At 35.2% G+C, this 16,877-nt stretch carries 19 protein-coding genes; 6 read left to right on the top strand and 13 right to left on the bottom strand.

From position 1 onward, the window contains the following. The gene (locus ACFE0M_RS16115) at positions 1–1,440 is read left to right on the top strand and encodes an aldehyde dehydrogenase (protein ID WP_434546814.1); all 1,440 of its coding nucleotides are present in this window, start codon (positions 1–3) and stop codon (positions 1,438–1,440) included. 53 nt (positions 1,441–1,493) lie between these two features. On the opposite strand, the gene ACFE0M_RS16110 is transcribed toward ACFE0M_RS16115, so the two are convergent. Further along, the gene (locus ACFE0M_RS16110; protein ID WP_434546813.1) at positions 1,494–2,261 is read right to left on the bottom strand and encodes a hypothetical protein; all 768 of its coding nucleotides are present in this window, start codon (positions 2,259–2,261) and stop codon (positions 1,494–1,496) included. A gap of 415 nt (positions 2,262–2,676) precedes the next feature. Between ACFE0M_RS16110 and ACFE0M_RS16105 the strand changes: the two genes are divergently transcribed. Next, positions 2,677–3,645, top strand: coding sequence for a hypothetical protein (locus tag ACFE0M_RS16105; RefSeq protein WP_434546812.1), 969 nt, complete (start codon positions 2,677–2,679; stop codon positions 3,643–3,645). 72 nt (positions 3,646–3,717) lie between these two features. Here the strand turns inward: ACFE0M_RS16105 and tpx are convergent, their stop codons facing one another. After that, positions 3,718–4,218: a thiol peroxidase gene (gene tpx, locus ACFE0M_RS16100; protein ID WP_434546811.1), complete on the bottom strand. Its 501-nt coding sequence runs from the start codon at positions 4,216–4,218 to the stop codon at positions 3,718–3,720. 81 nt (positions 4,219–4,299) lie between these two features. On the opposite strand from tpx, the gene ACFE0M_RS16095 reads away from it, so the two are divergent. Continuing rightward, positions 4,300–4,845, top strand: a complete 546-nt coding sequence (locus ACFE0M_RS16095; RefSeq protein WP_434546810.1) for a DUF1543 domain-containing protein — start codon at positions 4,300–4,302, stop codon at positions 4,843–4,845. Positions 4,846–4,921: 76 nt separating this feature from the next. Here ACFE0M_RS16095 and ACFE0M_RS16090 read toward each other — a convergent pair whose 3' ends face one another. From ACFE0M_RS16090 to ACFE0M_RS16040, 11 genes are all read right to left on the bottom strand, one after another. After that, positions 4,922–5,032: a MetS family NSS transporter small subunit gene (locus tag ACFE0M_RS16090; RefSeq protein WP_434546809.1), complete on the bottom strand. Its 111-nt coding sequence runs from the start codon at positions 5,030–5,032 to the stop codon at positions 4,922–4,924. After that, complete coding sequence (locus tag ACFE0M_RS16085) at positions 5,029–6,537, bottom strand: sodium-dependent transporter (protein ID WP_434546808.1); 1,509 nt, start codon at positions 6,535–6,537, stop codon at positions 5,029–5,031. The genes ACFE0M_RS16090 and ACFE0M_RS16085 overlap by 4 nt, the downstream gene beginning before the upstream one ends. 167 nt (positions 6,538–6,704) lie before the next feature. Continuing rightward, positions 6,705–7,148 (bottom strand): hypothetical protein, encoded by a 444-nt coding sequence (locus ACFE0M_RS16080; RefSeq protein ID WP_434546807.1) that lies wholly within the window; start codon positions 7,146–7,148, stop codon positions 6,705–6,707. Continuing rightward, positions 7,145–7,879, bottom strand: coding sequence for a DUF6503 family protein (locus ACFE0M_RS16075; protein ID WP_434546806.1), 735 nt, complete (start codon positions 7,877–7,879; stop codon positions 7,145–7,147). The genes ACFE0M_RS16080 and ACFE0M_RS16075 overlap by 4 nt, the downstream gene beginning before the upstream one ends. A 22-nt stretch (positions 7,880–7,901) precedes the next feature. After that, a complete protein-coding gene (locus ACFE0M_RS16070; RefSeq protein WP_434546805.1) occupies positions 7,902–9,059 on the bottom strand; it encodes a formimidoylglutamase in 1,158 nt (385 codons plus the stop codon). A gap of 68 nt (positions 9,060–9,127) precedes the next feature. Further along, positions 9,128–9,601, bottom strand: coding sequence for a nucleotidyltransferase (locus ACFE0M_RS16065; protein ID WP_434546804.1), 474 nt, complete (start codon positions 9,599–9,601; stop codon positions 9,128–9,130). Then, positions 9,594–9,794 carry a hypothetical protein gene (locus ACFE0M_RS16060; protein ID WP_434546803.1) on the bottom strand — a complete coding sequence of 67 codons (201 nt, stop codon included), beginning with the start codon at positions 9,792–9,794 and terminating at the stop codon, positions 9,594–9,596. The genes ACFE0M_RS16065 and ACFE0M_RS16060 overlap by 8 nt, the downstream gene beginning before the upstream one ends. A 32-nt stretch (positions 9,795–9,826) precedes the next feature. Further along, positions 9,827–10,507 (bottom strand): tRNA (5-methylaminomethyl-2-thiouridine)(34)-methyltransferase MnmD, encoded by a 681-nt coding sequence (gene mnmD, locus ACFE0M_RS16055; RefSeq protein WP_434546802.1) that lies wholly within the window; start codon positions 10,505–10,507, stop codon positions 9,827–9,829. Between the two features lie 17 nt (positions 10,508–10,524). Next, on the bottom strand, positions 10,525–10,977 hold the full coding sequence (locus ACFE0M_RS16050) for a hypothetical protein (protein WP_434546801.1): 453 nt from the start codon (positions 10,975–10,977) through the stop codon (positions 10,525–10,527). A gap of 56 nt (positions 10,978–11,033) precedes the next feature. Then, positions 11,034–11,513 carry a 2-C-methyl-D-erythritol 2,4-cyclodiphosphate synthase gene (ispF, locus tag ACFE0M_RS16045; RefSeq protein WP_434546800.1) on the bottom strand — a complete coding sequence of 160 codons (480 nt, stop codon included), beginning with the start codon at positions 11,511–11,513 and terminating at the stop codon, positions 11,034–11,036. Then, positions 11,510–12,748, bottom strand: coding sequence for a M16 family metallopeptidase (locus ACFE0M_RS16040; protein WP_434546799.1), 1,239 nt, complete (start codon positions 12,746–12,748; stop codon positions 11,510–11,512). Before ACFE0M_RS16040 ends, ispF begins: the two co-directional genes overlap by 4 nt. A gap of 170 nt (positions 12,749–12,918) precedes the next feature. Here ACFE0M_RS16040 and ACFE0M_RS16035 point away from each other — a divergent pair, with 170 nt between their 5' ends. The 3 genes from ACFE0M_RS16035 to ytxJ all read left to right on the top strand — a co-directional run bounded on the left by ACFE0M_RS16035 (position 12,919) and on the right by ytxJ (position 16,822). Continuing rightward, a complete protein-coding gene (locus tag ACFE0M_RS16035) occupies positions 12,919–14,898 on the top strand; it encodes an alpha-ketoacid dehydrogenase subunit alpha/beta (protein ID WP_434546798.1) in 1,980 nt (659 codons plus the stop codon). 143 nt (positions 14,899–15,041) lie between these two features. Beyond that, a complete protein-coding gene (locus ACFE0M_RS16030; RefSeq protein ID WP_434546797.1) occupies positions 15,042–16,451 on the top strand; it encodes a hypothetical protein in 1,410 nt (469 codons plus the stop codon). Between the two features lie 11 nt (positions 16,452–16,462). Then, positions 16,463–16,822, top strand: coding sequence for a bacillithiol system redox-active protein YtxJ (gene ytxJ, locus ACFE0M_RS16025; protein ID WP_434546796.1), 360 nt, complete (start codon positions 16,463–16,465; stop codon positions 16,820–16,822). The last annotated feature ends 55 nt before the right edge of the window (positions 16,823–16,877 follow it).

Below are 16,877 nucleotides of genomic sequence, written 5' to 3'. Positions count from 1 at the left end.
ATGGAAAAAATAGCCAATTACATCAATGGGGAATTAATCGCTCCCAAATCGTCTCAATATATGGATGATGTAAATCCCGCTACTGCTGAGGTATTTGCCCAAATTCCGCTTTCAAATGATAAGGATTTACAATATGCAATTGATGCCGCTGAAAAAGCTTTTCCTGTATGGAGTAATTTATCTGTAAAGGAAAGGGCCAACTATCTAAATAAAATCTCAAAGCTTATTAATGAAAATTTAGATGAACTAGCAAAAGCAGAAAGTCAGGATACGGGTAAACCTGTGCAATTGGCTCAAACGGTGGACATACCAAGGGCCAGTGCCAATATGGAGTTTTTTGCACATGCCATTACGCAATTTAGCAGTGAATCTCATGCTGGGATAAATTCAATAAATTATACATTAAGAAAACCATTGGGTGTGGTGGCATGCATTTCACCTTGGAATTTGCCACTTTATCTATTCACTTGGAAAATAGCGCCTGCTTTGGCTTCTGGAAATTGTGTTATTGCCAAGCCTTCAGAAATCACGCCTTATACCGCATACCTTTTTAGCAAAATTTGCATGGAGGCAGGATTGCCAAAAGGCGTTTTAAACATTCTTCATGGCAAAGGGCCAGAAATTGGAAATGCCATAGTTAGTCATAAAAACATAAAAGCAGTTTCCTTTACTGGAGGAACAGCCACTGGGAAGAGAATTGCGGAAATTTCTGCGCCTTTGTTTCGAAAGCTTTCATTGGAACTAGGCGGTAAAAACCCAGCCTTAGTGTTTACAGATTGTGATTTAGATAAAACAGTGGACGGTTTAGTTCGTGCATCCTTTACCAATCAAGGAGAAATCTGCCTATGTGCTTCAAGGATTTATGTAGAAAAGCCCATTTATGAGGAGTTCAAAGAAAAATTTGTCCAGAAAGTTAGAGCACTTAAAGTTGGAAACCCGGCTGATCCATCCGTGAATATGGGTGCATTGGTTTCGGCTCAACATCTCAATAAAGTGAAAAGCTATATTTCTCTGGCAAAGGAAGAAGGGGGTAAGTTATTATGCGGAGAAGAAGCTTTTGAATTAATAGAAGAAAATAAAAAAGGGTACTTTTTGAGGCCCCATGTTTTAGAAAACCTACCAAATACCTGCAGAACCAATCAGGAAGAAATATTCGGACCTGTAGTGAGTTTAAATGTTTTTCAAAGTGAAGAAGAAGCTCTTTCCTTGGCAAATGAAAGCGAATATGGTTTAGCTTCCACTATCTGGACAAATGATTTATCAAAGGCTCACCGAATTGGAGAGGAGATTAAAACTGGAATCGTCTGGATTAATTGCTGGATGAATAGAGATTTAAGAACTCCATTTGGAGGAATGAAAAATAGCGGATTAGGTAGGGAAGGAGGCTTGGAAGCATTGAAGTTTTTTACAGAGCCGAAAAATATTTGTATAGAATATTAAAAAAAGAAAAAGCCAATCAAAATTTTGATTGGCTTTTTTTAATGTGTTTTGTTTTAAGCTGAAGCAGAGGAACTGTCTGAAGGCGCTGCCTCAGGACTAGGTTCTTTCAGTTTAGCGATGTGGAATGTTTTTCTAGCTTTGTGTCCACAGTAAGAACATTTAAAGTATTTCATCAATTCTCCATCTTCCGTTACGGTTGGAGATTTAATGATTTCCTCTTTAACAACTTTTAAAGTCTGGTAATTACATTCAGAACACTGTAATGCATGTAAGTGACCAGAATATTTTTCAATTTTAGTATATCCAGTTTCCTCGTCCACCCAAACGTCATAATCTACTGAGAAGATATCTTCTTCTGCCTGCATACCTTCATCTAAGTAAACATCCTCTTCTTCTTCACTAAGAAGTTTCATAGGCTTACCGGTTTTAGGTGAAACTCTAGGAGTATAACGTAATTTTTTCAATCTTTTTTCAATGTAAAAAGGGTAGTAAAACCTCAATACATTTTGAATGATCACTCCAATGATAAGCGCCAACATAGCAGACACAAAAACTTTTACGGATAACCATAAAAATTCTGTCTCACCAAATAGGGAATTCACCCAAATAACAGCACCAATTAATATAATTACAGCTGAACGCCATAATACATCAATTTCGTTTTTGTTAATGTAATCATACTTTTGTTTAAATTCACTTAAAGTTCCTAACCTTAAATAATAAAGTAAAACAAGTAAGACGGCTACCCCAATGATGACCATACCAACATACGGTCCGTATTGGTTTATCATGTCAAAGATGCTTTGGTTATTCTCTGCCATAATTCAGTTTTTTAGTGATGGTAAATTTAGTTTTCTAATGCGAAATTTCAATATATCTTAAGAAAAAATAATATGAAACTTTAAGCAAGTTAAAATTAATTCCTTAAAATTCTATCAATAAAGTTATATAAATTAATTGAAATACCTAAAAAATATTTTTTTTATTCTCGTTAGTTAAGCTTATACTCAAACTGAAGATATCTAATATACTAATATATAACAAATTACGTTGAATATTGTCACACAATAAAATTAATAAAAAATTAATTAAATCAAGAATAAATTTAGAATTCGAAAAAAAATTCTGAATGAAGACAACCTTATGTCATTTAATTGGGTCTTTAAATTATCCGAGTAAATAAATTCGGATGTGATTATATATTTATATTTTATAATTATTTAAATGAGTTAAACTATGATGAAATTTTTGAAAAACGGATTATTATTTGCGTTGGCAGGAGCATTTGTTTTTACTGCATGTGATCCGGCAGAGGATGAAACACCTGTGGGAAGCGCCCCTAATGTAACAGTGTCAGTTGAAAATGAACAAGATGCTTATGTCCCAGGAGATGTTATAAACTTGGTTGTAGATTTTACTGCAGATGCACCGGTTGTTGGAGCAACAATTAATACCGAAACTGAAGAGTTTACTATTACATTAACTGCTAATGGCATTTCCGATAATGTAATAGACTTAAATGCTTTTAATGTTGCAAGTGAAACTGAAGGTAGTTTTACTATACCTGGATTTGAAATCCCTGAAGAGGCAGCTAATTTGACGCTTACTTTTACAGTCGAAATGGAAGATGGAGAAGGAAGATTAGGTGAGGGTTCTTTGGATGTTGAAGTTGGTGAAAATGCTGTTGCAATAAATGAATTTACAGCTCAATTGTTAGGAGGGCCACAAAACCCAGACTATGGAAGCTTTTTTGATGCTGTAGAAGGAGAAGTTTATACCGTTTCTGAAGCTTTCCAAGCTGAAAATACAGATAAAAATGATTTGGTGTTCTGGTATGGAAGTACTTCAGGTTATGCAATTGGAGCAATTGATGATGAAAATGCAATTATAGCATTTGACTCTCAAGCAGGTGTAAACCTTGAAAATTTAAACCCTTCAAGTGAATCTAGATTTAAATTACTTGTTGGAGACATCGACTTTGCTTCTATAGAAAACGAGGAACAACTCTTAAATGCCTTTAATGGTGACGGTAATTCGGACGAAACTCGAGTTTCTGATTTAAATATTGGAGATGTTTTCGGGATTACATTAGACGCTGAACGTGGAAGTAGAATAGGTTTAATTGAAGTGGAAGATATTTCAGGTGATAGCCCATCAACTCGTTCAATAACTATAAATGTAAAAATACAAGCTGAAGATAATTAATAATTCAAAAAGGGAGCTGTATTTACCTACAAGCTCCCTTTTAAAATTAAAAATAGATATTTATAATTTATCTTATTTCACCACAGTCAAAGCCTTCTCATAATCAGGTTCATTCCCAATCTCAGAAACCAATTGATTATAAACCACTTCACCATCAGGATTTACTACCACTACTGCTCTGGCATTCAATCCTTTGAATCCGCCATCGGCTAATTCTACACCATAATCTTTTCCAAAACTATCATTTCTGAAATTGGAAACCGGAATTGCATTTTCGATTCCTTCTGCACCGCAAAACCTTGCTTGTGCAAAAGGCAAATCTTTTGAAATGCATAAAACCACAGTATTGTCCAAAGACGCTGCTTTCTCATTGAATTCCCTTACTGACATGGCACAAACTTTTGTGTCCACACTAGGAAAAATATTTAGAATCACATTTTTACCTTTATAATCTGAAAGAGAAACTTCAGACATATCAGTTTTCACCAATTTGAATTCGGGCGCTTTTTGACCTATTTTAGGTAAATCAGCCACGGTATTAGATGGGTTACCCCCCAATGTTATTTTTGCCATTTTATATTTTTGAATTTAGTTTACCTTTGCTAAACTTCAATCGGGTTGAATAGTTATTGATTTTTGATAAAGATTATAAAAATGAAGGATTTAAAATTATATGCAGTCGTTTTGGGAGGTGCCGCAGCAAAATCAAATACTGAACTACATGATGTTGTATTTGCAGTTGGCTCAACTATAGAAGATTGCTATTTCCAATTATTGGAGAAGTGGTTTGGGCTACCTGAAAAAATGCATATTGATTCTTATATGGAATTGGATGTGGTGGACGGTTACAAAATAAGTTTGCAACTGGAAAAAAGTACAGATAAGGATAAAAAACTATTCTTTATCAATTTGGGGGCCTATAAAGAAGGGGATTTTATGGAGCATCATGCCAATACATTTTTGGTTGGCAGATTGGCAACAGAAATCAAAAAACGAGCTAAAGAGAAATTTTTAAAGGGTTTTGATGAAGTCCATAAAGATGATTTATATGAAGTGGATGATATGATAGCTATTGAAGAATTGGATGGCTACCATGTGCATTTAAACCCAACAGAGAGGATAGAAAATCTTAAACCAAAAAATGGTTATCATGTACTGCCGAAATCAGTTGTGAAGGAGTTTTTGGCCCAGAATAAATAAGTATATTTGATGGACACCAAACACACAGGTGAAAAATAAAAGGGAACCAATTGATTCCCTTTTTATTCTGTAATAATTACTCCTCTTTATCTTTGTCCATACTTAAGGCTTTAAACAAAAATATTAAAAAACCTCCCACTGTTATGGTAAGACAAACTACCATACCTATTATTGCTTCCGTACTCATTTCTTAACAAATTTTTTGTAAAACCATCCATTAAATACTATTGCGATTAATAATGCAATCCCCCACTGGGTTACAATCGTTGCATTACTATAGATATCCATCACATTCCAATTTCCATTGGCATCAAACCACGGATATTCACTATATCCTTGACTCATCCACCAATAAACCAAGAATAAGCCAGCTAGAAAATTAAAATAAATCATTCCAGTAAAATAAATTGGAGAGACTTTAAAATCTGAGTTCTGGTCAATGAAATCTCTTTTGAATTTTGCTGGTCCATATTTTATAATTAGGAAGGATATAAAAATACCACTCACTAATAAGCCAACTCCCCAAACCCAATCCTGATTTTCAAAAACGGATAAAAACCAAGCTGATGGAAAACCAATAACAAAACAGGCTGCCCCAGCGATAATGGCTGCTTGCTTTTTAGATAAACTATAATCAGTCAAATTCTTTATGATCAACTGCATCATTGGAAGTATTGAGCTAAAAGCAGCCATGGCAAATGCTCCAAAGAAAATCCAAGAAAGGAATGGTCCGCCTGGCATCTGAGCGAATAGCTGTGGCAAAATAGTAAAGACTAATGCAGTATTGCCATCATGTAAAAAGGCTACCGCCTCATCTGGAGTTGCAGCCATAGCAAATACTGCAGGTAGAATTGCCATTGCAGCTAATAAAGCAGCCGTATTATTACCAAATGCGCCTAAAAATGTATTCAAAGTAACATCTTCTTTTTGTCTAGAGAAAGAGCCAATGGTAATCATCAAACCCCAACCAGCACCTGTACTCCATGCCGAATCTGTAATAGCTTCTATCCAAATAATGGGATCCTTAAATTTTTCTACGTCAATGGTAAATAAATATTCCAGCCCTTGGGTTCCACCCGGCATTTGGATGGCAAATGCAGCTACTACCATTAATAGAATAAAAAGCGTTGGAATTAATATTTTATTCGTTTTCTCTAAGCCCTGTTTAATCCCTTTGCTTAGTACCCAAATAGCAATGCTGATGGTAAACATATAGCAAAGCACAGCTTGCCAGCTAGAATTGGATAATCCTGCCCAAAATGTTTCCATAAAATTCACATTGGGATCAGCGAATTGCTCATTCATCGCTCCAGAGCCAAATAGATAATTAATTAAATTTTGTGTGTTGAGGATGAAATATCTCAGTGACCATCCTGTTACAACAGAATAATAGAAGGCTATTCCCATGGTAACAATGGTCACGAAAGTACCCATCCAGTTGAATTTCTTGCCTCCCAAACTACCTAATGAACCTAGAGTTCCTTTTTTATAGTGTTTTCCTATTGCTAATTCAGCCATTAACAAAGGAATAGACCAAACTACTAGGAAAAGCATCCAAAGAATGATAAAAGTACCTCCGTGCTCACCCGCAATTCTAGGGAATCTCCATAAGTTACCAGCACCAATTGCCATTCCCAATGCGGCAAGAATAATACCCCACCTATTACTAAATTCTTCTGTTTTTTGCGCCATAAATGTCCAATTTGGTTTTAAAACAAGCCGAATTTAGTTAAACATATCACTTTGTCAAACTTATAGGTAGATTCATTTGGGGCTCATGAAGGAAATAGCGGTGGTTTTTAAAATCTTTGATGATAAAATTAGCCGATTCTAATACTGGTAAGGTATATGAAGCTTGTTTAGCCAGCTTTCTGTTTTTTGGCCTTTTGATTGAGGTATTTTACTAATTTGTCATATTCAGTATTCTCCTTATTGGAGAGCTTAATCACTTTTTTCTTTCCGTATAGAATTTTCGTTTCCCTAAATTCACCTTGTTTGGTTTTCACCACGTCCTCTCTCCAACCTCTGATTTCATCTAATGGTAATTCTACTCTACTACGGCTGATGGGGAAAAAGATGTGCAACTTATTATTTCCTGCTTTTACGATTTTTATGGCCGCTAATAATTTCCCTAAAACCAAAAGTGCAATAACCAAAGTAATGGGCGTTAATATCAATTTTATAATAAAAAAGGATTCACTTTTTAGCAGGCTATCCAACAAAAGAAAAAAGGATCCAAAAACAAGGACTAGGAAAATACTTAATGCAAAAACGGTATTAAATCTTGGTTTAGATACTATCATAATGCTTCAACATCAAATTCTAAATCAATTTTGGAAAGTAATTCCAATTCTCCCTGCTCAAACATTTTAGGTAATTCCATTAAATCAGTTCCCTTTTCAGCTTTGTAATTATTGTAATCTTGAAAGATCACACCATCAACCTTTTCTTTATTAATGGATTCTCTGAATCGGATACCCCCTCCTTCCGTGTGATAAGAATAGGCAAAATAATCCATGGCATAGGTTTTGGCGTCAAACCAAAACATGAACACATCCTCATAATCAGTGCCGCCCCCTTCTTGTTGGAACTTGACCTCAATTGATTTATAAGCTTTTCCATTAATGAGTATATCTTCTTTATTAGTTGCTAATACTGCATCATCTTTCAAATTGTAAGGTAAAAGGGCAAAATAATGAACAGAATTAACGGAATTGACATAGGCGGCAGAATCTTCAGCTGATAATTCAACTTTTTCCCCATTTATGAGTCTTTTGAACCCATCATTATCTAGAATATCATTGACTTTTCTATCAAGTGAATCCTTAAAAATTCTTTCATACTTAAAGTTACCTTCACGATGATGAAGTGCATAAAATTTATCCCTGAATTGAAATTGAATATCTAAAGCTTCATAAGCTTCTCCTCCATGGTTTTCAATAGCTGTATTTATGTGTGTATCTACAGATTGGTCTGAAGGATTGCAGGAAGAGACCCATAAAATAAAAACAATAAACCCTAAAATATTTCTCATAGAACAAAAGTACGCCTTATTCTTAAAATAGTTTGGAATGCATGACAATCCATCTTTCAGGCAATTCACCTTTTAATGCTTGTTGATAATCTGAATAGCTACATGGAACTATTGAGTTTCTATTAAACCGGTTGTTTCCTGATGGATTAGGCACTTCCATCCACCATTTGTCAATAAAATTACTTTTATAAAAAGTCAATATTTCTGGTTCCATTGGCATGGAAACTACATACTTCATATAATCATTGGAACGGAAATCTCTGGATTCTTTCCTGTGATAAAATCCCTCAATAAAGTACCAAATCATAGTGGCTAAAACCGCGGCAGACTTATCGGAATCATCATCTTTAGTAACATCAAATTCATAAAACCCTGCAGCACTTAATTTTTCATTTATCCCGGCATACCAGCATAATTGGCAGGCTTCCTCACCAGTCAAGCCAAATGGTTGTGCTTGGGAAGAGGCAGGGAAATCCGAAGACTTAATTGCTGACAAATCAAAACTCAACATATCCGCTTGACGGATAACCGGCTCCATTTCTTTTAAATCGTGTCGTAATGCCCCTATTCGATGGGCTTCAAAATATAGTTTTTCTAATGTGTTGATTGCCTGAGGATTCACCAAATAGGTTTGATAGGCTAAATGGCTATAATTAAATAAATAATTGGGTTGGTGCATCAGCATTTTTTGAACATGCTGTTGATTAGCGGGTGAATCTTTGTCTTCCATGTCTAAAAAAGCATCCACATTTAATACGCTGATAAGCTTTTCCATTTCCTCGTAAGCCAAATATTGGGCAAATCCCATATCATGTGAACCGCCAATCAAAATGGGCAACACATTATTTTCTAAGCAGGCATGGCAAACCTCTTGAACTCTTCCAAAAGTTTGCTCGGTATCAATAGCTTCCGAAATATTGCCTAAATCCACAATATTATAAGCTCCAGAGCCTTTAGATAAACGATAGAGCTTTCTTCTTAAGGCATCGGCACTTCCAACAATCCCTGCATTTTCTTCATTTTTTCCTTTGTCAGCAATACCAATCAGGGCAATATCTGCACTTTTATAATCAGGGAATTTTTCCTGATAGACTTGAATGTTTTTGTAAAAGCTTCCCTGTTTTTTGATACCAGAAAAAATCTCCTCGTGAACGGGGCTAAAGAAAAGTCTTAAATCCATGGCATGAATTTAATAACAATAATTTGATGAGCATTAATTTTGGGGAAAATGATTTGTCAATCTTGTTTTCAAAGTTCATTCTTAAGCTTATTCAATTCTTCAATATCAGCTCTATCTCTTGTTCTATCTGAAGCTTGCTTTGCTAAAATCAAATCATGTTTACTTACAATTCTAACATCAACACCTTCAATCTCTATAATTTTTGATGCTTCGTAAGCTTCATCAAAACTCAATCCTTTACATTTGGTCATGATATCTATTTGAATTGGACTGACACCGAAAGTAAACACATCATACCTTTTACTATCAATGAAAAACTCCTCCACTTCCATTTCGCCCATATGCATTCCAAATTCTGCATGAACTCTTCTTAATTTGGTATGATTTTCTGAATCGGCTTTGACAAATATATCCATGTCACCTGTGGATCTCCTGTATCCATAAATATTTACAGCCATACCACCTACCAACATATATTTTACTTGATACTTATTTAAAGTTTCAACATACTCTTTAAAATCAGCGTTAAAAATATTAAGCATCTCTTTTCCAAGCTCTCATTTTGGTTCTGTCCAATTTCACATTTATAGGGTCAACATTATGATTGGCACAATGCAATCTCCAAGCTTCTTGAACTCGTTCTTCAGCTGTTTTTTCATAAGCCCAAAAACGAATGTCTCTCTCATCCTTTTCCTGTATTTTCCCTGCAAATGTTGGCTTTCTAATCATTTTCATACTCTAAATATAAAAAATTTAAGAAGAACCCTCTAATTCACTATTCCCCTCACCATTTCCTTTTTTCCGGGAGGACCAGGCAAAGTCTCCACTTCGAAACCAACGGATTTCAAATCTCTCTTCAATTGACCTTTAGCGCTGTAAGTAGTGAACACACCTCCTGATCTCAATAAATTATAACATTTTTGCAACAAATCTGCAGTCCAGAGTTCTGCTTGTTTGCTCGGGGCAAAAGCATCAAAGAAGAGCACATCAAATTTTTCATCAGTTTGAAAATTCTCTAATTTGGTTTTGATTTTATGAACAGAGAAAAAAGGATTGATTTCTGCCTTTTTGCCCCATTCGCTTGTATGCAACTGTTCATACGTTAATTTTAAATCATCCTGACCAATTGATGTTGGGTAATTTAATTGATTGATGATTTCCATATCCAAGGGGAACGGTTCAATGCTGGTGAAATTGATTTTTACTCCATTTTCTTTAGCAAATTGTGCGGCCAATAATGCATTCAATCCGGTTCCAAAACCCACTTCGAATATATTTACTTCTTTTGGTAAACCGGATTTTGTTCGCCAAAAGCGTAATCCTTTTTCAATAAAAACATGAACAGATTCCTGTAGGGCTCCATGAAAAGAATGGTAGGTCTCCTTTAAATCTTCATGATAAAGGGAATGGGAACCGTCTTCGGTTATAATAATTTTTATGTCGGACATTTAATAATTAAAATTAATTATTCCCAATTTTCTTTTAGTCGATAAGCAGTAGCAGATTCTTTTAATTCATCATCAATATTATCATCGAATAGGAAACTTTGAACTTGCCATGTATCCTTAGGCTTGTATAGTATAAATGTGAACCGTAATGGTTGTCTATCATATCGAATTAAAAAGCTATTCAAAATGTAGTTTTCACCTATTTGCTTTTCAGTAATTACTTCAAAACCATAATAATCACCTATTAGTTCTAGGGTGTTTGTAAGCTGATTTTTAACATTGGCAATTCCATCTTGATTTTTATCAATTATCCATTTATTTGTTGAAAATGCATAATCAATAGCTTGTTCAGGAGATTTTTTATATAAATCAAAAAACTTTCCAGTGATTTCACTTGAAGTAGATTGGCTAAAAGATTTGTACAAAAAAAAGGTTACCAAAAAAGGTAAAATTAAAGTAGTCTTTTTCATGTCAGTATATTTAGATTTGGGAGTAAATTTAAAATTGAATATAAGGATTATCTTTTTTATTTTACATAAATCAGTGCCACAGCATGTGCATCCACGCCTTCTTCTCTTCCAACAAATCCTAATTTTTCTGTTGTGGTGGCTTTTAGAGACAAATTCTCCTCACTAATTTTCATCACTTTTGCTAAAACGGCTTTCATTTCAGGAATTAAGGGATTGATTTTCGGTTTTTGCAGACCTACTGTTACATCCAAATTACCAATTTCATATCCTTTTTCACGAAGAAGAGCAACTGTTCTTTCCAATAATATTTTACTGTCTATTCCTTTATATTGTGGGTCTTGATCGGAAAAATGAAATCCAATATCTCTCAAATTTGCCGCTCCTAAGAGGGCATCGCAAATCACATGGATAAGTACATCTGCATCTGAGTGCCCAACTCCTCCTTTATGATAATCTAGTTTTATGCCACCCAACCAGAATTCTTCACCTTCTGCCAAGCGGTGAACATCATAACCATATCCTATCCTAAAATTCATTTTTTTGCTTTATAGTAAATAGTGGAACAATTTTCATCCCTCAATATTTTATGAGAGGCTTCATAAATATCTTTTGTGCTTACTGCTTTGATCAAGTCAGTTTCTTCATTTACCAAATTAGGATTTCCCATGGCGGCACCAAATGCAATAGACATGGCACGGTTTAAAATATCTACTTCGCCATAAACAATGGTAGAAATAGCTTGATTTTTTACCTTTTCCAATTCTTTGTTGGCCACTTCTTTAGTTTGTAATTCTTTAATGATTTGCTGGACCGCTTTATCAGCATTTTCCAAACTAATTCCTGATGAAACTTGACCACTGATCATTAATAATCCAGGGTCAACAGGACCAGTTACATAAGCGGCCAAACTTGAGAAAATACCCTCTTCTTTAACTAATTTCTTGTATAGTCTGCTTGATTTTCCCCTTCCCAAAATATCGCTCATCAAATCGGTAGAATAATATTGCTCTTCTGTTTTTGCAGGCATGTGGTAAGCTTTATATAATGCATCAACTGGAACATCCGACTCAATTTCCAAAAACCTAGCTTCTTGCTGTTTGGGTTCTTTGGGTAATTTTCGGTTCCTTTTCTCTCCAGCAGGAATATCGCCAAACCATTTTTCAGCTAAGTGTTTTATATCCTCCGTTTTCACATTTCCAGCTACCACCAAATAGGCATTATTAGGTCTGTAATGAGTAAAGAAAAATTCTTTTACATCCTCCATAGTGGCATTCTCAATGTGAGAAATCTCTTTTCCAATGGTAGCCCATTGATAAGGATGCTTTTCGTAAGCCAAAGGCCTCATTTTTAGCCATAAATCACCATAAGGTTGGTTTAAATATCTTTGCTTAAATTCCTCTATCACAACACTTCTTTGCACTTCCAAAACTTTAGGATCAAATGAAAGGGAGAGCATTCTGTCCGACTCCAACCAAAAAGCTGTCTCAATATTCTGTGCAGGTAGTGTGACGTAATAGTTAGTAACATCCGGACTTGTAAATGCATTATTTTCACCACCTACTCTTTGAAGTGGTTCATCATAGTTTGGAATGTTTTTAGAACCCCCAAACATTAAATGCTCAAAAAGATGTGCAAAACCAGTCTTATCAGGTTTTTCATCTCTAGAACCTACATCATAAAGTAAGTTAAAAACCGCCAAAGGTGTATTTTTGTCCTCGTGGACATACACATTTAGACCATTATCAAGCGTAAAAGAATTATATTTTATCATAAGTTAATGAGTGAATCAAAAATAAAAAATATAATGGCTTTTGCAGATAAGACCATTACTTTAAATTTGTCGGATAATTGTTTCCAAATTTTTTAGGAAACCCAAAGATAGAAACAGTATTTTAAAAACTAAACTTAAACCTTTAAAGCCTTTACTGAAGGTATTTTTTCATGCAATTTGATAGAAAGAAATTATCCGATAAACAACTCATCAACCTTTATAAAGAAATTTTGTTGCCCAGGCTCATAGAAGAAAAAATGTTGATTTTGCTTCGGCAAAATAAAATCAGCAAATGGTTCTCTGGAATTGGGCAAGAAGCCATATCCGTTGGCTCCACAGCCGCTCTTCAAAAAGATGAATACATCCTGCCAATGCACAGGAACTTAGGCGTATTCACCAGCCGGGATATACCTTTAAATAGGTTGTTTTCGCAATTTCAGGGAAAAATGCAAGGATTTACCAAAGGTAGGGATCGCTCCTTTCATTTTGGAACCAACGAATTTCATATTGTAGGAATGATTTCTCATTTAGGGCCACAATTGGGCGTTGCGGATGGAATTGCTTTGGCCAGTAAATTGAGAAATGAAAACAAAGCCACTTTGGTATTCAGTGGTGATGGTGGAGGTTCGGAAGGTGATTTTCATGAAGCTTTAAATGTGGCGGCAGTATGGGATTTGCCCGTAATTTTCATGATCGAAAATAATGGCTATGGACTTTCCACTCCAAGCAACGAACAGTTCAAATTCAAAAATTTTGTAGATAAAGGACCAGGATATGGGATGGAAGCCATTAAAGTGGACGGTAACAATATTTTGGACGTATTTCATGCAGTGGATAAGGCGGCCAAGAAAATTAGGAAAAACCCAAAACCTATCCTGATTGAAGCCATGACTTTCAGAATGAGAGGTCATGAGGAAGCCTCTGGGACAAAATATGTTCCACAAGAGCTGTTTGACAAATGGGCAAAAAAAGATCCTGTTGATAATTATGAGCAGTATTTGCTTAAAGAAAAAATCATCTCTCAGCCCGAGGTAGATGAATTAAGAGCTGAAATAAAAGCAAACATTAATAATGGATTAAAACTAGCAGCAGAGGATATTTATCCTGAAGTGAATACGGAACAGCAAGTGGCAGATTTATTTTTGCCTCATGACTCAAAATCTATAGCTCCAAAATCAGAAAAGAAAAGCCCTAAAAGATATGTGGATGCTATTTCAGATGGCTTAAAGCAATCATTTGAAAAATATCCGGAATTGGTGATTATGGGACAAGATGTTGCCGATTATGGAGGTGTTTTTAAAATCACTGAAGGATTTATTGACCAATTCGGAAAGGATAGAATCCGAAATACTCCGCTTTGCGAATCTGCTATTATTGGAATTGGCTTGGGAATGAGCATTAAAAAACAGAAATCAGTAATAGAAATGCAGTTTGCTGATTTTGTTACTTGTGGATTCAACCAGATCGTTAACAATTTGGCAAAATCTCACTATCGTTGGGCGCAAAATGCTGATGTGGTAGTGAGAATGCCAACTGGAGCAGGCGTAGCGGCCGGCCCATTTCATTCTCAGTCCAATGAGGCATGGTTTTTTCATACACCCGGTTTAAAAATTGTATTCCCTTCTAATCCGTATGAAGCAAAAGGTTTGCTAACTGCTGCAATTGAAGATCCTAATCCGGTGATGTATTTTGAGCATAAGGCGCTTTATCGGTCTTTAACTGATGATATTCCGGATGATTATTATACAGTAGAAATCGGCAAGGCTAATGTCATTCAAGAAGGATCAGATATTTCGATCATCACTTACGGAATGGGAGTACATTGGGCAAAAGAAGCTATGAATGATTTACCAGATTTATCTGTTGAGTTGGTTGATTTGAGAACTTTATTGCCCTGGGACACTGAATCAGTTAAAAAAAGTGTACTGAAAACAGGTAAAGTATTGATTTGCAACGAAGATTGTTTGACTGGAAGCATCAGTGGTGAAATAGCCGCTTGGATAAGTGAGAACTGTTTTGAAGCCTTGGATGCACCGGTTATGAGAGAAGGGAGTTTGGATACTCCTGTTCCGTTTAATGCTGATTTGGAGCAGAATTTTTTACCGAAGGAAAGGATCAAAAGCAAATTAAAAAAATTGGCAGATTATTAGATTTAAGTACATGACCCAATAAAAATTTATAATTCAAAAAAATGGCATTAAATTGAAGGTTTAGTAATAACATTTTGTTTCAGAAAATACCATATCAATCAATTAGATTATTACTGGCCATATTCTTGGTTGGCTTTTTTCTCATGCCCTACAAAATTTCCGCTCAAGAAACTGGAGGTAAAAAGCTGGAAGTATCTGAGAAAAAAAGTCCTGAAAAAATGGACAACAAAAAAGTAAAGACTTCCAAAAGAAGAAAGGCAAAAGGTAATCCTAACAGAGGGAATAACAAGGTAATTGTGATTAATCCTTTCAAATGGGATTGGGATAAAGTAATGTGGTTTAAGGCAAGAAAAAGTGATTATGAGACTAAAGATTATAATCCTGACAAAAGGCCAAAGCGCAAAACATACGACAATAAACCAAATTATCAATCAGCCGACAGGGATGCCATTACGAATCCTTCCAAGTTAAAAAAACCATTAATTCCTTATGACAGCAGAGTGGCTGAGGAAGGGCCGGTTCTACAAAAGAAGCGAAAACCGAAAAATGTAAACTTGAAAAATGGAGGGCCACAGGATACACCTAAATCAATTAACTTAAATGATCCTTCTGCAACTTTGTCAAAAGCACCCAAAAAGGATAGGGAAAGCAAAGTGGAAGGTAAAAAATTGTATAGCAGAAGAAAAGATAAAGACAGAAAACCATTTGATAATGATAAATTAGAAACTGCTGCGACCCCTGACATCGATCCAAAAATGGATGATGACAAAATCATGTTCAAAAAGCAAAAAGATGATTATCCTAAAATGGATAATGATAAATTAATGGTGGCCAAAAAGCCAGATTACAAATCAAATAAGCCTGACGGTGATAAATTATTGACAATAGAGGCTTCCGATAAAAAACCAAAGCCATTCGATAATGATAAGTTGATGACTGAAACGGTTAGGGATGGTAAAAGAAATAAGTTTGATGATTCAAAGCTTATGGTCTCAGAACCTGCTAATAAGGAACGCAAACCTTATGATGACAGCAAATTAATGACAGCATTGCACGGTGATAGGGAAAGAAAACCATTTGACGATGATAAATTAATGACTGCACGACCTGCAAACCCAGAACGTAAGCAGTATGATGAAGATAAGTTGATGACCGCTACCGTCAACAAGCCAAAAAAGCAAGAGTTACATGATGATAGGCTTTTAACAGTAGTAGAAAAGAGAAAGCCTACGGATGAAATGAAACAAACGAGTAAGGATATCTCCAAATTGGATGGTGATTATAAAAGACATTTTTATGTAACAACTGAATCCCATCCGGGGACGAAAATCCTGGCTGCGGAAAATACCAAATTGCCCTTTTTAGCTAGAACCTTTCAATCTGTTTCTTCGTTTTTCAGCAGTATTTGGAAGGATGATATGCAGCCAAAATATGTGACGCGTAAAAAACCAAAAGAAAGACGTGATAAAAATGAAGGTCAAATTTGGGATAACTCAGTACATCCGGATACTTGGAAAAAACAAGAAGCTGAATCGGGAGAACAACAAAATTAATACTTAAAACTATGAATTGGGAAAGATTAGAAAGTCTGGATACAATAGATAAAATAATAGAAGAGTCTAAACAGAATCCTGTAGTGATTTTTAAACACAGCACCAGCTGTTCCATCAGTGCTATGGCACTAAACAGATTGGAAAGAAGCTGGAAGATTGAAGAAATGAGTGAAGTAAAAGCTTATTACCTAGATTTGATTTCTCACCGTGATATTTCCAACGCAATAGCAGATAAATTTGGAGTAATGCATCAATCCCCTCAGGTTTTATTGATAAAAAATGGAGCTTGTGTTTATGATGATTCCCACATGGGAATAAGTTATCAAGAATTGAAATCCGAAATGGCCACTGATATGGAATCTAATAATTAATTTTACAGAAATATATTATTTGTTACTGAATATCAGATAGGTATAAGATTTTTTT

The organism is Marivirga sp., assembly GCF_051117495.1.
Taxonomy (GTDB): domain Bacteria; phylum Bacteroidota; class Bacteroidia; order Cytophagales; family Cyclobacteriaceae; genus Marivirga.
Note: the sequence above shows the minus strand (reverse complement) of the source record. Positions and strands in the feature narration are given on the sequence as shown.

What these genes read in the sequence shown, in the direction of transcription:
- ACFE0M_RS16090 (WP_434546809.1), bottom strand. Translation starts at nt 5,032, where the DNA reads ATGAGTACGGAAGCAATAATAGGTATGGTAGTTTGTCTTACCATAACA.
- ACFE0M_RS16085 (WP_434546808.1), bottom strand. Translation starts at nt 6,537, where the DNA reads ATGGCGCAAAAAACAGAAGAATTTAGTAATAGGTGGGGTATTATTCTT.
- ACFE0M_RS16075 (WP_434546806.1), bottom strand. Translation starts at nt 7,879, where the DNA reads ATGAGAAATATTTTAGGGTTTATTGTTTTTATTTTATGGGTCTCTTCC.
- ACFE0M_RS16050 (WP_434546801.1), bottom strand. Translation starts at nt 10,977, where the DNA reads ATGAAAAAGACTACTTTAATTTTACCTTTTTTGGTAACCTTTTTTTTG.
- ACFE0M_RS16030 (WP_434546797.1), top strand. Translation starts at nt 15,042, where the DNA reads ATGCCCTACAAAATTTCCGCTCAAGAAACTGGAGGTAAAAAGCTGGAA.
- ACFE0M_RS16110 (WP_434546813.1), bottom strand. Translation starts at nt 2,261, where the DNA reads ATGGCAGAGAATAACCAAAGCATCTTTGACATGATAAACCAATACGGA.
- ACFE0M_RS16105 (WP_434546812.1), top strand. Translation starts at nt 2,677, where the DNA reads ATGATGAAATTTTTGAAAAACGGATTATTATTTGCGTTGGCAGGAGCA.
- mnmD (WP_434546802.1), bottom strand. Translation starts at nt 10,507, where the DNA reads ATGTCCGACATAAAAATTATTATAACCGAAGACGGTTCCCATTCCCTT.
- ACFE0M_RS16095 (WP_434546810.1), top strand. Translation starts at nt 4,300, where the DNA reads ATGAAGGATTTAAAATTATATGCAGTCGTTTTGGGAGGTGCCGCAGCA.
- ACFE0M_RS16040 (WP_434546799.1), bottom strand. Translation starts at nt 12,748, where the DNA reads ATGATAAAATATAATTCTTTTACGCTTGATAATGGTCTAAATGTGTAT.
- ACFE0M_RS16035 (WP_434546798.1), top strand. Translation starts at nt 12,919, where the DNA reads ATGCAATTTGATAGAAAGAAATTATCCGATAAACAACTCATCAACCTT.
- ACFE0M_RS16070 (WP_434546805.1), bottom strand. Translation starts at nt 9,059, where the DNA reads ATGGATTTAAGACTTTTCTTTAGCCCCGTTCACGAGGAGATTTTTTCT.
- ispF (WP_434546800.1), bottom strand. Translation starts at nt 11,513, where the DNA reads ATGAATTTTAGGATAGGATATGGTTATGATGTTCACCGCTTGGCAGAA.
- ytxJ (WP_434546796.1), top strand. Translation starts at nt 16,463, where the DNA reads ATGAATTGGGAAAGATTAGAAAGTCTGGATACAATAGATAAAATAATA.
- ACFE0M_RS16060 (WP_434546803.1), bottom strand. Translation starts at nt 9,794, where the DNA reads ATGAAAATGATTAGAAAGCCAACATTTGCAGGGAAAATACAGGAAAAG.
- ACFE0M_RS16115 (WP_434546814.1), top strand. Translation starts at nt 1, where the DNA reads ATGGAAAAAATAGCCAATTACATCAATGGGGAATTAATCGCTCCCAAA.
- tpx (WP_434546811.1), bottom strand. Translation starts at nt 4,218, where the DNA reads ATGGCAAAAATAACATTGGGGGGTAACCCATCTAATACCGTGGCTGAT.
- ACFE0M_RS16080 (WP_434546807.1), bottom strand. Translation starts at nt 7,148, where the DNA reads ATGATAGTATCTAAACCAAGATTTAATACCGTTTTTGCATTAAGTATT.
- ACFE0M_RS16065 (WP_434546804.1), bottom strand. Translation starts at nt 9,601, where the DNA reads ATGCTTAATATTTTTAACGCTGATTTTAAAGAGTATGTTGAAACTTTA.